The sequence below is a fragment of the Nocardia sp. NPDC005366 genome (genome assembly GCF_040606855.1).
Classification (GTDB): Bacteria; Actinomycetota; Actinomycetes; order Mycobacteriales; family Mycobacteriaceae; genus Nocardia.
Genome location: NZ_JBEXFQ010000009.1, coordinates 205,384 through 220,367, shown reverse-complemented (window position 1 = coordinate 220,367; position 14,984 = coordinate 205,384). Strand labels below are relative to the sequence as shown.

Here is a 14,984-nt window from a genome sequence, read left to right as displayed (position 1 = left end):
CGCGAGGTCGCGTGCTACCAGGCCTCGTTCGTGGTGAGGGCGTTGAGCAGCAGGCGGATCGCGGCGACACGGCGTTCTTTGCCGGGGAGGCGGTCGAGCGCGCATTCGGGATCGGTCGGCGGGCCGAGATGAGTGCAGCCGCGGGGGCAGTCCTCGATGGCGGCCGCCAGGTCGTCGAAGGCGGCGATGACGTCGTCGGGGGTGATGTGGGCCAGGCCGAAGGAGCGGATACCCGGTGTGTCGATGACCCACCCGCCGTTCGGCAGCGGCAGGGCCACGGATTGGGTCGAGGTGTGTTTGCCCTTGCCCACCCCCGAGACCTCGCCAACGGCCCGTTCCGCTTCCGGCACAAGCCGATTCACCAAGGTCGATTTGCCGACGCCGGAGTGGCCGATGAAGGCGGTGAGTTTCCCGTCCAAGATGTCGAGGACCGGCTCGATGGGATCGTCGACACCGCCGTAGATGATGGTGATCTCGAGATCGTCGAAGGCGGAGGCGAATTCGGATTCGGCGGCCAGATCGTGTTTGGTCAGGCACAGAATCGGTCGCAGCCCGCCTGCGTACGCGGCGACCATAGCGCGTTCGACGAATCCGGTGCGCGGGGGCGGGTCGGCGAGGGCAACCACGATGAACAGTTGTTCGGCGTTGCCCACCACGATGCGTTCGAAGGGATCGGTGTCATCGGCGGTGCGGCGCAGCACCGTCGTGCGGTCGGCCACCCGGACGATGCGCGCGAGCGTATCCGATTTCCTGGACAGATCCCCGACTATGTCGACCTGATCGCCGACCACGATCGGGGTGCGCCCGAGTTCGCGGGCGCGCATCGCCACGACGCGTCGGTCGGGATCACCCTCCAGCACGCACCCCCATCGGCCGCGATCCACCGAAACCACCATCGCGGCCTCGGCGTCGTTGTGCCGCGGCCTGGTCTTGGTGCGGGGACGCGAACTCTTGCCGGGACGGACCCGCACATCGGTCTCGTCGTAACTGGCCGCCTTACGGCTCATAGCCGCGCCTCCCCGGCGCCCGGCCCGCAGACCGACGGCGCGGTGCGGACGCCGCGCTCGTTCAGCGCGCCACTCCGGGTCCGGATAACGCCGTATCGAGCATCCGCTCCCACAGTGCCACGAAATTCGGCAGGGTTTTGGCGGTGGTGCCGATATCCTCGATCTCGATACCGGGCACGCGGAGTCCGAGAATCGCGCCTGCGGTCGCCATGCGGTGATCGGCATAGGAATGCCAACGGCCGCCGTGCAATTCGGCGGGAACGATCTCCAACCCGTCCTCGGTTTCGGTCACCGCGCCGCCGAGTCGGTTGATCTCGGTGGACAGCGCCGCCAGCCGGTCGGTCTCGTGTCCGCGCAGATGCGCGATTCCGCGCAGCCACGACGGGGAATCGGCGAGCGCCGCGAGCGCGGCCACGGTCGGGGTCAATTCGCCGACATCGTGCAGATCGATATCGATACCGGCCAGCCGCTCCGGCCCGTGCACGGTGAGCACCCCGTCGAAGACGCGCGCCTCCGCGCCCATGCGTACCAGGATCTCCCGAATCACGTCACCCGGCTGGGTGGTGAGCCGCGGCCAGTGCGGAATGCTGACCTCGCCGCCGGTGACGGCCGCGGCGGCCAGGAACGGTGTCGCGTTGGACAGATCCGGTTCGATCTCCCAGTCAACGGCTCGGATCGGGCCGGGCCGCACGGTCCAGGTCTGCGCCTTGCGGCTGTCGGCGGGAGCGTCCACCTCGACGTCGGCGCGGCGCAGCATCTCCACCGTCATCTCGATATGGGGCATCGATGGCAGCGCCTTGCCGTCGTGGTGGACCGTCAGCCCCTCGTCGAAGCGTGCGGCCGAGAGCAGCAGGCCGGATACGAATTGGGACGAACCCGACGCGTCGATGGTGACCGAGCCGCCGCGCAGCGCACCCTTGCCGTGCACGACGAAAGGCAGTGCGTCGCCGTCGATTTCGGCTCCGAGTCTGCGCAGCGCGTCGAGGATGGTGCGCAGGGGGCGTGCTCTGGCCTGCGCGTCGCCGTCGAAGGCGACCTCGCCCGCCGCCAGCGTCGCGACCGGCGGCAGAAAGCGCATCACCGTGCCCGCCAGGCCGCAGTCCACCGAGCCGCCGCCGAGCGGTGCGGGGACGACGGTGAGGGTCTCGTCGTCGCCGGAGATATCGGCGCCGAGCGCGCGCAGCGCCCCGATCATCAGATTGGTATCCCTGCTGCGCAGCGCACCGGTGATCGTCGACGGACCGTCCGCCAGCGCCGCCAGGATCACGGCGCGGTTGGTAATGGATTTGGAACCGGGCAGGGTGACGGTCGCGTGGACTGGGACATCGACATGGGGCGCTGGCCAATAAGTCACAGGTCCATCTTCGCCCATCAACGGACCGGACACGCGGGCGGTCGTGAACTGGCCGGTAATGTCGGCCGTGACGCCCGGCGCCGCGACGACTCGCGAGTCGCCGACAGACGAGCGGGGCGCGGGATGGTGCTCCCGCGCCCCGCTCGGCGTCATCGGTCCCGACGACCTACTTGTGGCGTCCATGCAGGAACGGCACCATCTTGCGCAGCAATTTCATGGTGGAGTCGGTCCGCGAGTAGCTGAGCAACGCCATACCGGGAATCGTGAAACGCTGCACCGCGATCGAGTGCGGGCGGGAGAATTCCCGCAGGCCCGGCTCGCCGTGGATGCGGCCGATGCCGGAGTCGCCGACTCCGCCGAAGGGCAGTCCGGCGATCGCGGCGAAGGCGAGAACCGAGTTCACCGAGGTGGCGCCGACGCGCAGTCTGCGCGCGATCGCCAGGCCGTTGTTCTTGGAGTAGACCGCCGAGGACAGGCCGTATTTGGAGTTGTTGGCCAGCCGTACCGCCTCGTCGACGCCGTCGACGGTGCGGATGGTGACGGTCGGGCCGAAGGTCTCCTCGGCCACGGCCTCGGAATCCTCGTCGACGTCGAGAAGGACGACCGGCTCGATGAACGGTCCCTTGATCGACTCCGGGCCGCCGAGCACCGCGGTGCCGCCGTTCTTCAGCGCGCTGTCGATATGGCGGCGGACGATATCGATCTGGCTGGGCATGGTCATCGGGCCGTAATCGGCCTTGTCATCGGATCCCGGCTTGATGTCCTTCAGGATCCGCTTGACCTCGGCGACGAATTCGTCGCGCACCGAGCGATCCACGTACACCCGCTCGACGCCCGCGCAGGTCTGGCCGCTGTTGGCGGTGGCGCCCCAGGCGACCGCGTCGGCGGCGGCCTTGACGTCCGCGTCACTCGCGACGATCACCGCGTCCTTGCCGCCGCATTCGAGCAGCACGGGGGTCAGGGTCTGCGCGGCGGCGGCCATGATCCGCTTGCCGGTGGCGGTGGAACCGGTGAAGGCGATCTTGTCGACACCGGAGGCGACCAGTGCCGCGCCGGTGGCGCCGTAGCCGTTGATGGTTTCGAAAACGCCCTCGGGCAGTTCGGGATTGGCCTTCTTGAACGCCTGGGACAGGAAGTTGCCGATACCGGTCGAGTACTCGCTCGGCTTGAAGACCACGGTATTGCCCGCGGCCAGCGCGTAGGCGATCGAGCCGTTGGGGGTGTAGACCGGGTAGTTCCACGGCCCGATGACGCCGACGACACCGAGCGGGCGCTGCTCGAGACGCGCCGTGAAGTTGGACATGAGAGCGCCGGGGGAGACCTTCTTCGGCGAGAGCAGCTTCTTGGCGTTCTTGGCCGCCCAGGCGATGTGCTCGAGTGCGAGCATCAACTCCAGGAAGGCGTCGTCGATGGGCTTGCCGTTCTCCTTGTGGATGAGCGAGCAGAATTCGTCGGCATCGGCGACGAGCCTGCTCGACCAGCGCAGCAGATGTTTGCGGCGGTCGTCGAAACTCAGCGATCCCCAGGTGGAGGCCGCGGTGCGGGCCTTGTCGACGGCCGCGCGCACCGCGTCCTCGTCGGCGATCGTGTAGGTCGCGATGACCTCGCCCGTCGCCGGATCGACCGACGTCAGCGCCGTCTCGGGGGCGGTGGGTGTGGTCTCGGTTGTTGTCACTATCGGACTCTCCTCTTACCTGTGGTGCGGCCGGTCGGTGCGCGTGCCGGTGCGGAGGGTGTGATCCAACCCATCCGTTGAGAGAATGCTAAGCCAAAACTCTCACCAGGTCACCACAATGCTCCTATTGCCCCGGAGTTGTCACCGCCGGGTGGCAGGATCGAGATATGTGCGGACGATATGCCACGACCACGGATCCGGGCAGGCTGGCCGTCGAATTGGACGCCATCGACGAAACCGGGAGTGGGGAGCAGGCGACGTCGGGCGGATTCGCCAATTACAACGTCGCGCCGACCACCCAGGTCCTCACGGTCGTCGAACGCCACGATCGCGAACATCCCGATGCCGATCCGACATTACGGATCCGCCGTATGCGCTGGGGTCTCATCCCGGTCTGGACCAAGGTCGCCGAGCCGGGGGTTCCCGTCAAAGGCAAACCGCTGTTCAACGCGCGCGCGGATAAGGCGGCGACCACCGCGTCCTTCCGTGACGCCGTGAAATACCGGCGTTGCCTGGTGCCGATGGACGGCTGGTACGAATGGCTCGTCGAACCGGACGCGGTCGGGGGCGCGAAGGGGAAAGTCGCGAAACATCCGTATTTCATGTCGAATGCGGACGGGTCCCGGCTCTATATGGCGGGTCTGTGGTCGGTCTGGCGGGATCGCTCGCTGCCGGAGAGTTCGCCGCTGCTGTCGTGCACGATTCTCACCACCGACGCGGTCGGCGATCTGACCGCGATCCACGACCGCATGCCGCTGCCGATGCCGCGCGAGCACTGGGACGCCTGGTTGGATCCGGATCATCCCGCGCCCAGCGAACTGCTGGAGACGCCGACGCCGGAATCGGTGGCGGGCATCGTCGCGCGGCCAGTCTCGCCGCTGGTGAACAGCGTCAAGAACAACGGACCGGAATTGCTGGCCGCCGTGGACGGCGTCGCCGCGGAGAAGGCCGGGCAGATCCGCCTGCTGTGATCTCCCGGCCCCTCGGTGCGCGACTATCGGCTCAGCGGCGTTTCACAGTGAGCATTGCACGGCGTCGGTCGCGATATTCAGGCCGCATTTGACGACGCCGGATATCAGATCGATCACCTCGGAGGCGAGTCCGCCGCCGAATTTCTCGGCCTTCTTCGCCCTGTCCTCTTCCAGGGTGCGGGGTTTACTCGGCGCGCCGCCGCCGAGTCCCGCGAACGGGGAATCGCCCTGTGTTACCTGCGGGGCGGCGGTGGCGACCGGGGTGAGTGCTGTCGAACCGAGGCCGAGAACTGCCGCCCCGGCCAGGGCGACGACCACGGTGCGCAGACGTTGGTGCCGGAACATTTCGCATCACATCCTCGGGGTCGGACCAATCGGACCTTGCTGAGACCGGTAACGCTTCGAATCGGGTAACGCCGCAGATCAGTAACGCACATTCGCGCGCGTGTGGCGCGCGACCGCGCCGGGCGAGGGCGATACTCGTGCGCTGAAACCGGTCGCGACGCGGGTTCAGGCGGTGATGGGCGCGGTCACCGCGGCGGTGAGCCTGATCAGATCCGCCGGGGCCACTTCGATCTCCAGTCCGCGCTTGCCCGCGCTGCACAAGACGCGATCCCAGGTCAGGGCCGAGGCGTCCACCACGGTCGGCAGCGGTTTGCGCTGCCCGAGCGGTGAGATCCCGCCGAGTACGTAGCCGGTGCTGCGTTCGGCCGCGGACCTGGCCGCCATCACCGCCTTGGGTGCGCCGAGTGCGGCAGCGGCGGCCTTGAGCGACAAGGTATTCGGTACGGGAACGACAGCCACGGCCAGCTTGCCGGTGGACAGTTCGATCACCAGGGTCTTGAAGATCTGGGCGGCTTCGACGCCGAGTTGCGCGCCGAGCGCGTCGACGGCTTCGGCGCCGTAGGAGTCGCGGCGCGCATCGTGTTCGTACGCGTGGACTCTATGGTCCACCCGCGCCGAGGACAGTGTGCGGATCGCGGGAGTCGAGGCGCCTGCCATGCCGGTCACCTTAGTTGCGGTGGTGGCGGATTCCGCAACGGATTTTCACTCTGACCGGCCAACGGCTGGGAACACAGCCGGGGCGGCGCATGTTGCACACCGATGTAGAGCGCACCGGGATCCGCAGCGGCGGACCGAGCGCCAGGCGCGGGAGCGGCGGGATTGCGCCTCCTCGCCGGTGATATCGAGTCGTATGACGTGAAGGGAGATGTCGGTGCCCGTACTGCTCGACGAACGCCCGGTCTTGACCGTGGCGCCGCCGTCGGACCCGCGATTGCCCTCCGATCCGAATGTGCCGGTAGATTTGGCAGGTACGCCGATCGAAGGGACAGGTGTGACGAGCGACGATGACGTGGTGACCGAGGGCACGGTCGGCGCCGCGCGCGGCGACGATGCGGCAACCGACCGGGCGGCCGCACCGGTCGACGAGGCCGAGCTGGCGCGGCGGTTCGAGCGCGACGCGCTCCCGCTGCTCGACCAGCTCTACGGCGCTGCCCTGCGCATGACCAGGAATCCGGCCGACGCTGAGGATCTGGTGCAGGAGACTTACGTCAAGGCGTTCCAGGGCTTCAAGTCGTTCAAGGAGGGCACCAATCTGCGTGCCTGGCTCTACCGGATCCTGACCAACACCTACATCAACTCCTATCGCAAGAAGCAGCGCCAGCCCGCGCAGTACCCGACCGACGAGATCACCGACTGGCAGCTGGCCGCCACCGCGGAGCACACGTCGACGGGTCTGCGTTCGGCCGAGGTCGAGGCGCTGGACGCATTGCCCGACGACGACATCAAGGCCGCGCTGCAGGAGCTTCCGGAGGAATTCCGGATGGCCGTCTACTACGCCGATGTCGAAGGTTTCCCGTATAAGGAAATCGCCGACATCATGGGCACTCCCATCGGTACCGTGATGTCCCGGCTGCACCGCGGACGTAAGCAACTGAAGGGCTTGCTCGCCGATGTGGCGCGCGAGCGTGGGTTCAATCGGGGCGAGCGCCAGGAGGTCAAGCAGTGAGCGAACAGCGGGACCCCGATATGGAACTCGACTGCACGGCGGTCATCGCCGACGTGTGGCTGATACTCGACGGTGAATGCGACGAGTCGACCAGGGCTCGGCTGCAACATCATATGGACCACTGCTCGCCCTGTATCGAGGCATACGGCATCGAGGAGAAGATCAAGGGTCTGCTGAGCCGCAAATGCGGCGGCGACCGCGCCCCGGATTCACTGCGGGACCGGCTGACCCTCGAAATTCGCAAATTGGTCACGGTGACCAGGATCGAGACCACCGAGGCCTGAGCCGGTTCCGGAAACACTCGAAAACAATTGAGCGGCCCGCTCCTCCGCGAGGAAGAGCGGGCCGCTCGGTTGTTCTCGGCAGCTGCCTCGGCTCAGGCGTTCGGCCGCTTGCCGTGGTTGGCCGCGTTTCCCTTGCGGCTGCGCTTCTTACGTCCGCGCTTACCCATAAGTAGACCTCCTTCTGATTGAAGGCCATTCTTTCATGTGTGGTTGGCTGTAGCTTCAGCGGATACAGGCCGAACCGAGTGAATGAGGTGTCATGGCTGAGGAAGTACGCGCGGAGATGGTGTCGACGGTCCTGACGGTCGAGGTAACGGTGGGCGAGAAGGTCGCGATCGACCAGACCCTTGTCCTGCTCGAATCGATGAAGATGGAGATCCCCGTCCTCACCGAGATCGAGGGTGAGATCACCTCGATCGCCGTCGAGCCCGGTCAGGTGCTCCAACAGGGCGATCTGATCGCCGTGATTTCCTGAGCGAACAGATCCGACGTGTCGACACTGAGTGAGTTGCTCGCCGAACATACCGATCTACCCGGCGTCGCCGTCGACCATCTGCAACGGGTGGTGGGCGATTGGCAGTTACTCGCCGATCTGTCCTTCGCCGATCTGCTGCTGTGGGTCGGCGCCGGACCGATCACCGACGGCGCGGATATCGTCTGCGTCGCCCAGTGTCGCCCGACCACCGCGGCCACGGCCCACATCGAGGACATGGTCGGCACCACCGCACTGAACAGCGATCATCCCCAGGTCTTCGACGCGTTGCTGACCGGGAGGATCGTCCGCGCTGACAGCGATGTGGAGGCCGAGGGCGTCTATCACCCGCATCCGGTGCACGCGGTGCGCGAGGCCATCCCCGTGCGATGCGGCGACGACGTGATCGCGGTGCTGAGTCGCGATACCGACATGCAGCGTTCCCGGGTGCGCAGCACGCTGGAGATCGCCTACCTGGCCTGCGCCGACGACCTGTGCCAGATGATCGCCGACGGCACCTTCCCCACCACCGAGGACCGTGCCGCCACCCATTCCAGTCCGCGCGCGGGCGACGGTTTCATCCGGCTCGATACCGAGGGCATCGTGGCCTACGCGAGCCCCAACGCGTTGTCGGCCTACCACCGGATGGGTTTGCAGAGTGATCTGGCGGGGCAGGATCTCGCCGTCACCACCCGTTCGCTTGTCACCGACCCGTTCGACGCTCAGGAAGTAGTCGGCGATATCCAGGCGGCGCTGGCCGGGCGTACCGGTCGGCGTATGGAGGTCGAGGCGCGCGGCGCGACGGTGCTGTTGCGCACCCTGGTGCTGCGCCCCCACGGTGAACTGGCGGGCGCGGCGGTGCTGGTCCGCGATGTCACCGAGGTGAAGCGGCGGGACCGGGCGCTGCTCAGCAAGGACGCGACCATCCGTGAGATCCATCACCGGGTGAAGAACAATCTGCAGACCGTCGCCGCGTTGCTGCGGTTGCAGGCCCGTCGCACCGAGAACGAGGAAGCGCAGGTCGCGTTGACCGAATCGGTGCGCCGTGTGACCTCCATCGCCTCGGTGCACGAGATGTTGTCCATGTCGGTGGACGAAGAGGTGGATCTCGACGAGGTGGTGGATCGGTTACTGCCGATCATGGCCGATGTCGCCACCGTGCACACCACCCGGATCAAGGTGCGCCGCGCGGGTTCGCTCGGGGTGTTCTCCGCCGAACGAGCCACGCCGCTGGTGATGGTGCTCACCGAATTGGTGCAGAACGCCATCGAGCACGCCTTCGATTCGGGCGAAAACGGCACGGTGACAATACGTTCCGAGCGTTCGGCGCGCTGGCTCGACGTCATCATCAGCGACGACGGCCGCGGCCTGCCGCCCGGTTTCAGCCTGGAGGCCTCCGACCGGCTCGGCCTGCAGATCGTGCGCACTCTCGTCACCGCCGAATTGGGCGGTTCCATCGGCCTGCATCCCGGCGCGGATGTGGGCACCGACGCGGTATTGCGCGTTCCGCTCGGGCGCCGTTCCGGCCGCTGATTTCCCTGCCGCTTTCCCGAATTACGGCCGCTGTACGGCGGTAGGGAAATAAACGAGCCCGGCACCTTGGAAGGGTGCCGGGCCGAAATGCGTTGGCGGACCGGGCTGAATGGTCCGTCGAACGCTGATCGTCGAAATCAGACGACGGTGCGGGTGCGGGTGCGCGCGTTGCGACGCTTGAGCGCGCGGCGCTCGTCCTCGCTCATACCGCCCCATACGCCGGCATCCTGCCCGGACTTCAGGGCCCAGGAAAGGCAGTCGGCGGTTACGGGGCAGCGAGCGCAGACCAGCTTGGCATCGGCGATCTGCGCGAGTGCAGGACCACTGTTCCCCACCGGGAAGAACAGCTCGGGGTCCTCATCGCGACAGATGGCCTTGTGGCGCCAGTCCATTCCTCTGCTCCTTTGCTGGGCGCCACAAGGGCGCCTATGGTTTCTGGTTTGTTCACTTGTGCGACTCGAATGTTTCCGCACGGTTGCTTGTGAATGCTTTCACGAACACCGTAGATGTCAATAGCTCTGCGGCGCACCGTGGGGAAGCTCACGCTCTCAAAGTCCCCGCATAGGGGGCCTGCCCGGTCCTTTGTACTCGCTCCCGGGGGTTTTTGCAGCACAACCACGATGTTTTCGGCGACGATCGGTCACCGGGAAGGGCGTGGCGCGACGACTTCCAGCACGTCGGGCACCGAGGTGAAATCCACCACGTTGCGTTTTCCGATGAAATCGCCATCGATTTGCAGGCCGACGGGTTCGGCTGTCTCGACGCGCACCGATGGCACATCGTCTTCGCGAAACAAATTGTGCGCCTTAGGATTTCCATTCGGCGCGAGCAACTGGCGGGCCAGCAACAGAGTTGGCAGGACCGACATGGACCGTACGGCGAACACGCCGAGCCCGGTCTCGAATGTCGTCCCCGGGTTGGTGCGCACCGGGGTCGAGTTCAGGTAGGTCCACGGGCTCGCGTTCGTTATGAAGGCGTAATGGACCTCGTCGACCGGCTCGAATCCGGGGATTTCGATCCGGATGGTCGGCTGCTTACGCTTTGCCCGGAAGAATTGTCGCACAGTTGTTCGAATATAGCGGGCGGGGGTGGCGGCATGGCCGTTCGCGCGACTGGCGTCTATCGCCTCGCACACATCGGCGTCGAGTCCGACACCCGCGCTGAAGGTGAACCAGCGATCGTCTGCGAGCCCGAGACTGATTTTGCGATCGCGCTCCAGGGTCAGCAGATCAATCAATTGATTCGTCGCCGTCACCGGATCGGGGGAAATTCCGAGTGCGCGCGCGAAGACATTCGCCGAACCGCCGGGGATCACGCCGAGGCGGGGCAGCCAGGCCTGACCGTCGTTCAATTCCGGCAGCGGCAGGAAACCGTTGATGGTCTCGTTGACCGTCCCATCGCCGCCGTGTACGACGATCAGATCCATCTCGTTGGTCGATGCCCACTGGGCTAATTCCGCAGCGTGTCCGCGATGCTGGGTGTGCGCAACCGTGAGTTGGGTCCGGCTCTCCAGCGCGTGCGCCAGCAGATCCCTGGTCGCCGGCGTCGTCGAGGTGGCATTCGGATTCACGATCAGCAGCGTCCGCACGCTGGCAGCCTAATCGGAGGCGGCGGCAGGTCTGAAAAGCCACTGCCCGGTCGCGCTGCCCCGGTCCCACTGCTCACCCCCGAGGGCTCCTCGTAGGCTGGGCGCGTGGTTGACAGTGGCGAGAATGCGGGTTCGGCGCGGGTGCCGACGACGGTGCGTGGTGCGGGGGCCCTGGTGGCCATCGAAGGCGCGGTCGCGGTGGCCACCGCCGTCGTGCTGGTGGTGCGCGGACTGCTCGGACACGATCAGACGCAGGCCAGCGGCTACGGCACGGCCGCCTGGTTCGGCATCCTCGGCGGCGCGGTGCTGGCCGCGGGCATCGGTCTGCTGCTCGGTCAGCGATGGGGCAGGGCCATCGCGACCATCGCTCAGATCCTGCTGCTCCCGGTCACCTGGTCGCTGCTCACCGATTCCCATCAGCCGGTGCTCGGCGCGCTACTCGGCATCGTGGTGGTCGGTGCGCTCGCGCTGTTGTTCGCACCCGCGTCCAATCTCTGGATGGCCCAGCAATACGGCGTCGATCCCGAATAGGCGCGTCAGCCCGCGACGCCAGCACGGCGGACCATGGCCTCGCGCAGCGCTCGGCGGCACATCTGATCGGCCCGGCGGGTTGTCTCGGGTTGGCGGTAGTGCGGGGTGAGCGCGAGCACTTGGGCGCACGCGGTATCCAGGCCGATCAGATGGCCCACCGAGACGAATAGCGGCTTCACCCCGGTTCGGGTCCGCAGCACCCGTCCCACCACCTCGCCGTCGATGCGGATATCCCCGGCGGCGCCGCGTTCGGGCCCGGGCTCGGCGTAGTCGCCCCAGGCGTTCTTTGCCACGCCGATGGTCGGGATGCCCGCCAGGATGCCGAGGTGGCACGCCAAACCGAAACGGCGAGGATGGGCGATGCCCTGACCGTCGCAGATCAGCAGATCCGGTGTGGCGTCCAGCTTTTCGAGGGCGGCCAGCGCGGTCGGCAGTTCGCGGAATGCGAGCAGGCCCGGCACATACGGGAAGGTCGCCGTGCCGAGCACCACGGTCGAGGCGACGGTCTCGAGGGTATGCGCGTCCAGTGCCACCGCAGCCGTCGCGACCATGCCGGAATCGTCGTAGGCCGAGTCGACGCCTACGACGGTGCGGAAATCCGGGGGTTTCGGATCGGTCGCGTCGACCAGAGGCCGCAACTCGTCCTGCAGGGCCATCGCCTCGGGCGCGCTGTTCGGCCAACTGTCCGGCTGCGTGACCTTCATCGGCGTCCTCGCATTCGGTGGTGCGGACTTTCGGTGGTGCGGAACTTCGGTGGTGCGATCTCTTGTCCCACCGTACAACTCGGCGATCCGTCAGGGCGCCTGCCGCGCCAGCTCGCGCAATGCCTCCCCCGTGAGGCGATAACCGACCCAGGCGTCCTGGCTGACCGCGCCGATGGATTCGTAGAACTCGATGGAGGGGGTGTTCCAGGTGAGCACGGACCAGTCGACGCGGCTGTAGCCCCTGTTCACGGCCTCCTCGGCCAGTGCGGCGAGCATCGCCCTCCCGTACCCCCTGCCGCGCGCCCACGGCGTCACGTACAGATCCTCCAGGTAGATGCCGAACACACCGTTCCAGGTGGAGAAGTTCAGGAACCAGATGGCGCAGCCGACGATCTCCGATCCGTCCTCGGCCACATGCGCGAACAGCGCGGGGGACGGACCGAACAATGCGGTGTGCAACTGCTCCGTCGTCAGAGTGCACTGGTCGCTCGACTTTTCGTATTCGGCGAGACCGTGGACGAGACCGACGAGTGCCGGTACGTCGGCCTCGGTGGCGCGACGAATCCCGGCATTACTCGGATGTTTCACGATTCTTCTCCGTTCGATACGGGAAAAATGTTGTGCGCCAATATCGTCCGAATGTCGTACTGGTATCCCAGCACGGTGGTCGCGGCGGTGGACAGGAAGAAGCGGCGGCCTTCGCGTACCTCGAACTCGGCCCAGCGGGCGATCAGCACGCGCGAGAAGTGGCCGTGCCCGACCAGGATCACATCCCGCTCGGGCAGCACCGGAGCCACCGAGGCGAGCACCCGATCGGCTCGTGCTCCCACCTGTGCGGCCGACTCCCCGCCGGGAACCTCGCCGGTGAAGATGGTCCAGCCCGGCGCGGTTTCGCGGATCTGCGGGGTGGTCAGCCCCTCGTAGTCGCCGTAATCCCATTCGGCCAGATCGTCGTCTATCGTCGCGTCGGCGAGACCGGCGAGTTCCGCGGTGCATACGGCGCGAAGACGGGGACTTGTCAACACCAGCGGGTCCCGCAGCGCCAGATCCGCGATCAGCGGTCCGGCGGCCCTGGCCTGCGCCTCGCCATAGGGTGTGAGCGGGCGATCGGTGCGTCCGGTGTGGCGGCGCTCCCTCGACCAGGTGGTCTCCCCGTGTCGAAGCAGCACCAGCCTGGCATCGTCGAGTGCGGACATGCCATCCATCATGATCGCCACGTCGACGGACCGCAGCGACCGGGGGGCATGCCTCAACCGAGGGCGTACAGGACCGGGCCGCGCTTCTCCAGGACGGTGGCGCCGAGCACCGCGACGGAGACAGGGGAGTTGTCGTAACCGGGCCGCTGCACCGGTATGCGGGCGATCTCCGCGCCGGAGGACGGATCGAGCGCGGCGATGCCCTCGCCCACCGGCATGAGCACCTTGCCCGCCATCATCGCCGGTGTGCCGATCGCGTTCGGGGCGGCCCAGAGTGGATCGAAGGTGCTGCCGTTCAAGGCGATCAGACTGTTGCCGGTGAAGACGAACGAGGTCGAGCCGAGCCTGACGGCGGCCGCGGTCTCACTCAACGGCGCGGACAGCTGTTGCACCACAAGCGGATTACCATTTCCGTCGTATACGGCGAGTCGGGGCGGCGTGACTTCGCTCGCAGCCGTTGACGTTCCACCGGGCAGATAGAGGAGAACGCGGCTGTCGGACACCGCGAGCACCCGCGCGTCGGGGGAATCGGCGCCCGCTCCGGACAGGACGTGCGAGCCGTACTCCTCGGGGACCGTATTGTCCTTCGGCGCGGGGTTGAGCACCGTCAACCGATCGGCGGGATCCTGCGGGCAGCGTTCCACCACGGCCAGCCGGGACGGGCTCGAACCCGCTGAGAGCAGATCGCAATCCGAGCGCGGTTGGGTCTTCACATTCATCAGAGCGTCGACGTACCCGTATTCGATGGTGCGCACCAGATCGGAGCGCCACATCTCCAGCCGCTCCGGTCCCCGCGCCAGCACGTAGGTGCCGTCGACCGACAGCCGCACCGTGGGATCCATGTAGCTGCTGCGTGAGGTGCGCCGCTCGCCGGACTCCCCGGCGAGCAGCGTCGCCTGACTGCATCCGCGCTGATCCCGATACACCGCCAGCACCATGGCGAACTGCGATTCGACCCCGCACAGCGGCATATCCCGCCGATACCGCCATACCTGCGCGCCGGTCAACGGATCGCGCCCGGTGACCGTGCCGTCGTTACCCGTGACAGCCACGCCGCTCGAGGTCAGCGCTCTCGACGTCGCGGCGTCGGCGGCATGCCACAGTTCCCGCAGCGTGCTGGGCAACTGATCCGCGGTGGGCGGCGCCGACACGGGTGTCGGCGCCGTCACCGATTCGGTTCCGGTCGCATCGCCGCGCGCCCACACCGCCAAGGCCGCGAGCAGTACGAGGACGGCTATCGCGACCGCGGAGATGATGTCGGCGCGCGTTCGCCGCTCGGGTGCGAGCACGATTGCGAGAGTAGCGGATCCGCCGAACTATGCCGAAGCGGTTGCCGCCGAGGCGGTGACCACGTCCTCCTGCTCGGCCTTGCGACTACGCCGCCGCCGTGGTTGCTCGCCCGCCGCGGCCTCCGTGGTGCCGTCGCTGCTCGCCGAAACGTCGGTGGTCGCGGCGGTCGCGGCGGTCGTGCGGGTGCGACGACGTTTCACCGGTGTCTCGATCTCGGTCGACGCGCCCGAATCGCCCGCGGCAGCGTCGGTGGTCTCGGCGGTTTTCCGAGTCCGGCGGCGCACCGTCGTCTCCGTCGTCTCCGTCGTCTCCGTCGTCTCCGTGGCCTTCGTAGCCTTCGTGGCCTCTGTGGTCTCGGTGGCCTTCGT

17 protein-coding genes are annotated in these 14,984 nt (G+C 67.1%); 6 read left to right on the top strand and 11 right to left on the bottom strand.

Annotated features, from left to right (window positions below; genetic code table 11):
* Nucleotides 1-14 precede the first annotated feature (14 nt).
* From rsgA to ABZS43_RS13600, 3 genes are all read right to left on the bottom strand, one after another.
* Nucleotides 15-1,007, bottom strand: coding sequence for a ribosome small subunit-dependent GTPase A (rsgA, locus tag ABZS43_RS13610; RefSeq protein WP_355036173.1), 993 nt, complete (start codon nucleotides 1,005-1,007; stop codon nucleotides 15-17).
* Between the two features lie 61 nt (nucleotides 1,008-1,068).
* Complete coding sequence (gene aroA, locus ABZS43_RS13605; protein ID WP_355036172.1) at nucleotides 1,069-2,379, bottom strand: 3-phosphoshikimate 1-carboxyvinyltransferase; 1,311 nt, start codon at nucleotides 2,377-2,379, stop codon at nucleotides 1,069-1,071.
* 148 nt (nucleotides 2,380-2,527) lie between these two features.
* On the bottom strand, nucleotides 2,528-4,036 hold the full coding sequence (locus ABZS43_RS13600; protein WP_355036171.1) for an aldehyde dehydrogenase family protein: 1,509 nt from the start codon (nucleotides 4,034-4,036) through the stop codon (nucleotides 2,528-2,530).
* A gap of 167 nt (nucleotides 4,037-4,203) precedes the next feature.
* Between ABZS43_RS13600 and ABZS43_RS13595 the strand changes: the two genes are divergently transcribed.
* Nucleotides 4,204-5,007: an SOS response-associated peptidase gene (locus ABZS43_RS13595; protein ID WP_355036170.1), complete on the top strand. Its 804-nt coding sequence runs from the start codon at nucleotides 4,204-4,206 to the stop codon at nucleotides 5,005-5,007.
* Nucleotides 5,008-5,049: 42 nt separating this feature from the next.
* Here ABZS43_RS13595 and ABZS43_RS13590 read toward each other — a convergent pair whose 3' ends face one another.
* Nucleotides 5,050-5,352, bottom strand: coding sequence for a hypothetical protein (locus ABZS43_RS13590; protein WP_355036169.1), 303 nt, complete (start codon nucleotides 5,350-5,352; stop codon nucleotides 5,050-5,052).
* A gap of 165 nt (nucleotides 5,353-5,517) precedes the next feature.
* On the bottom strand, nucleotides 5,518-6,009 hold the full coding sequence (ybaK, locus tag ABZS43_RS13585; RefSeq protein ID WP_355036168.1) for a Cys-tRNA(Pro) deacylase: 492 nt from the start codon (nucleotides 6,007-6,009) through the stop codon (nucleotides 5,518-5,520).
* Between the two features lie 355 nt (nucleotides 6,010-6,364).
* Between ybaK and ABZS43_RS13580 the strand changes: the two genes are divergently transcribed.
* The 4 genes from ABZS43_RS13580 to ABZS43_RS13565 all read left to right on the top strand — a co-directional run bounded on the left by ABZS43_RS13580 (nucleotide 6,365) and on the right by ABZS43_RS13565 (nucleotide 9,307).
* Nucleotides 6,365-7,018 (top strand): sigma-70 family RNA polymerase sigma factor, encoded by a 654-nt coding sequence (locus tag ABZS43_RS13580; protein ID WP_355036197.1) that lies wholly within the window; start codon nucleotides 6,365-6,367, stop codon nucleotides 7,016-7,018.
* Nucleotides 7,015-7,302: a mycothiol system anti-sigma-R factor gene (gene rsrA, locus ABZS43_RS13575; RefSeq protein WP_355036167.1), complete on the top strand. Its 288-nt coding sequence runs from the start codon at nucleotides 7,015-7,017 to the stop codon at nucleotides 7,300-7,302. The genes ABZS43_RS13580 and rsrA overlap by 4 nt, the downstream gene beginning before the upstream one ends.
* Before the next feature lie 259 nt (nucleotides 7,303-7,561).
* Nucleotides 7,562-7,777: a biotin/lipoyl-binding carrier protein gene (locus tag ABZS43_RS13570; protein ID WP_355036166.1), complete on the top strand. Its 216-nt coding sequence runs from the start codon at nucleotides 7,562-7,564 to the stop codon at nucleotides 7,775-7,777.
* A gap of 15 nt (nucleotides 7,778-7,792) precedes the next feature.
* Nucleotides 7,793-9,307 (top strand): histidine kinase N-terminal domain-containing protein, encoded by a 1,515-nt coding sequence (locus ABZS43_RS13565; protein ID WP_355036165.1) that lies wholly within the window; start codon nucleotides 7,793-7,795, stop codon nucleotides 9,305-9,307.
* Nucleotides 9,308-9,444: 137 nt separating this feature from the next.
* Here the strand turns inward: ABZS43_RS13565 and ABZS43_RS13560 are convergent, their stop codons facing one another.
* Both ABZS43_RS13560 and ABZS43_RS13555 read right to left on the bottom strand, forming a co-directional pair.
* Nucleotides 9,445-9,699 (bottom strand): WhiB family transcriptional regulator, encoded by a 255-nt coding sequence (locus tag ABZS43_RS13560; protein ID WP_011211115.1) that lies wholly within the window; start codon nucleotides 9,697-9,699, stop codon nucleotides 9,445-9,447.
* Between the two features lie 248 nt (nucleotides 9,700-9,947).
* Complete coding sequence (locus tag ABZS43_RS13555) at nucleotides 9,948-10,895, bottom strand: diacylglycerol kinase family protein (RefSeq protein WP_355036164.1); 948 nt, start codon at nucleotides 10,893-10,895, stop codon at nucleotides 9,948-9,950.
* Between the two features lie 105 nt (nucleotides 10,896-11,000).
* Here ABZS43_RS13555 and ABZS43_RS13550 point away from each other — a divergent pair, with 105 nt between their 5' ends.
* Complete coding sequence (locus tag ABZS43_RS13550; RefSeq protein WP_355036163.1) at nucleotides 11,001-11,426, top strand: hypothetical protein; 426 nt, start codon at nucleotides 11,001-11,003, stop codon at nucleotides 11,424-11,426.
* A 5-nt stretch (nucleotides 11,427-11,431) separates the two neighbouring features.
* On the opposite strand, the gene ABZS43_RS13545 is transcribed toward ABZS43_RS13550, so the two are convergent.
* From ABZS43_RS13545 to ABZS43_RS13530, 4 genes are all read right to left on the bottom strand, one after another.
* The gene (locus tag ABZS43_RS13545) at nucleotides 11,432-12,130 is read right to left on the bottom strand and encodes an endonuclease V (protein WP_355036162.1); all 699 of its coding nucleotides are present in this window, start codon (nucleotides 12,128-12,130) and stop codon (nucleotides 11,432-11,434) included.
* A 90-nt stretch (nucleotides 12,131-12,220) separates the two neighbouring features.
* On the bottom strand, nucleotides 12,221-12,718 hold the full coding sequence (locus ABZS43_RS13540; protein WP_355036161.1) for a GNAT family N-acetyltransferase: 498 nt from the start codon (nucleotides 12,716-12,718) through the stop codon (nucleotides 12,221-12,223).
* Nucleotides 12,715-13,326 carry an acid phosphatase gene (locus tag ABZS43_RS13535; protein ID WP_355036160.1) on the bottom strand — a complete coding sequence of 204 codons (612 nt, stop codon included), beginning with the start codon at nucleotides 13,324-13,326 and terminating at the stop codon, nucleotides 12,715-12,717. Before ABZS43_RS13535 ends, ABZS43_RS13540 begins: the two co-directional genes overlap by 4 nt.
* A gap of 53 nt (nucleotides 13,327-13,379) precedes the next feature.
* Nucleotides 13,380-14,615, bottom strand: a complete 1,236-nt coding sequence (locus ABZS43_RS13530) for a hypothetical protein (RefSeq protein WP_355036159.1) — start codon at nucleotides 14,613-14,615, stop codon at nucleotides 13,380-13,382.
* Nucleotides 14,616-14,984 lie beyond the last annotated feature (369 nt).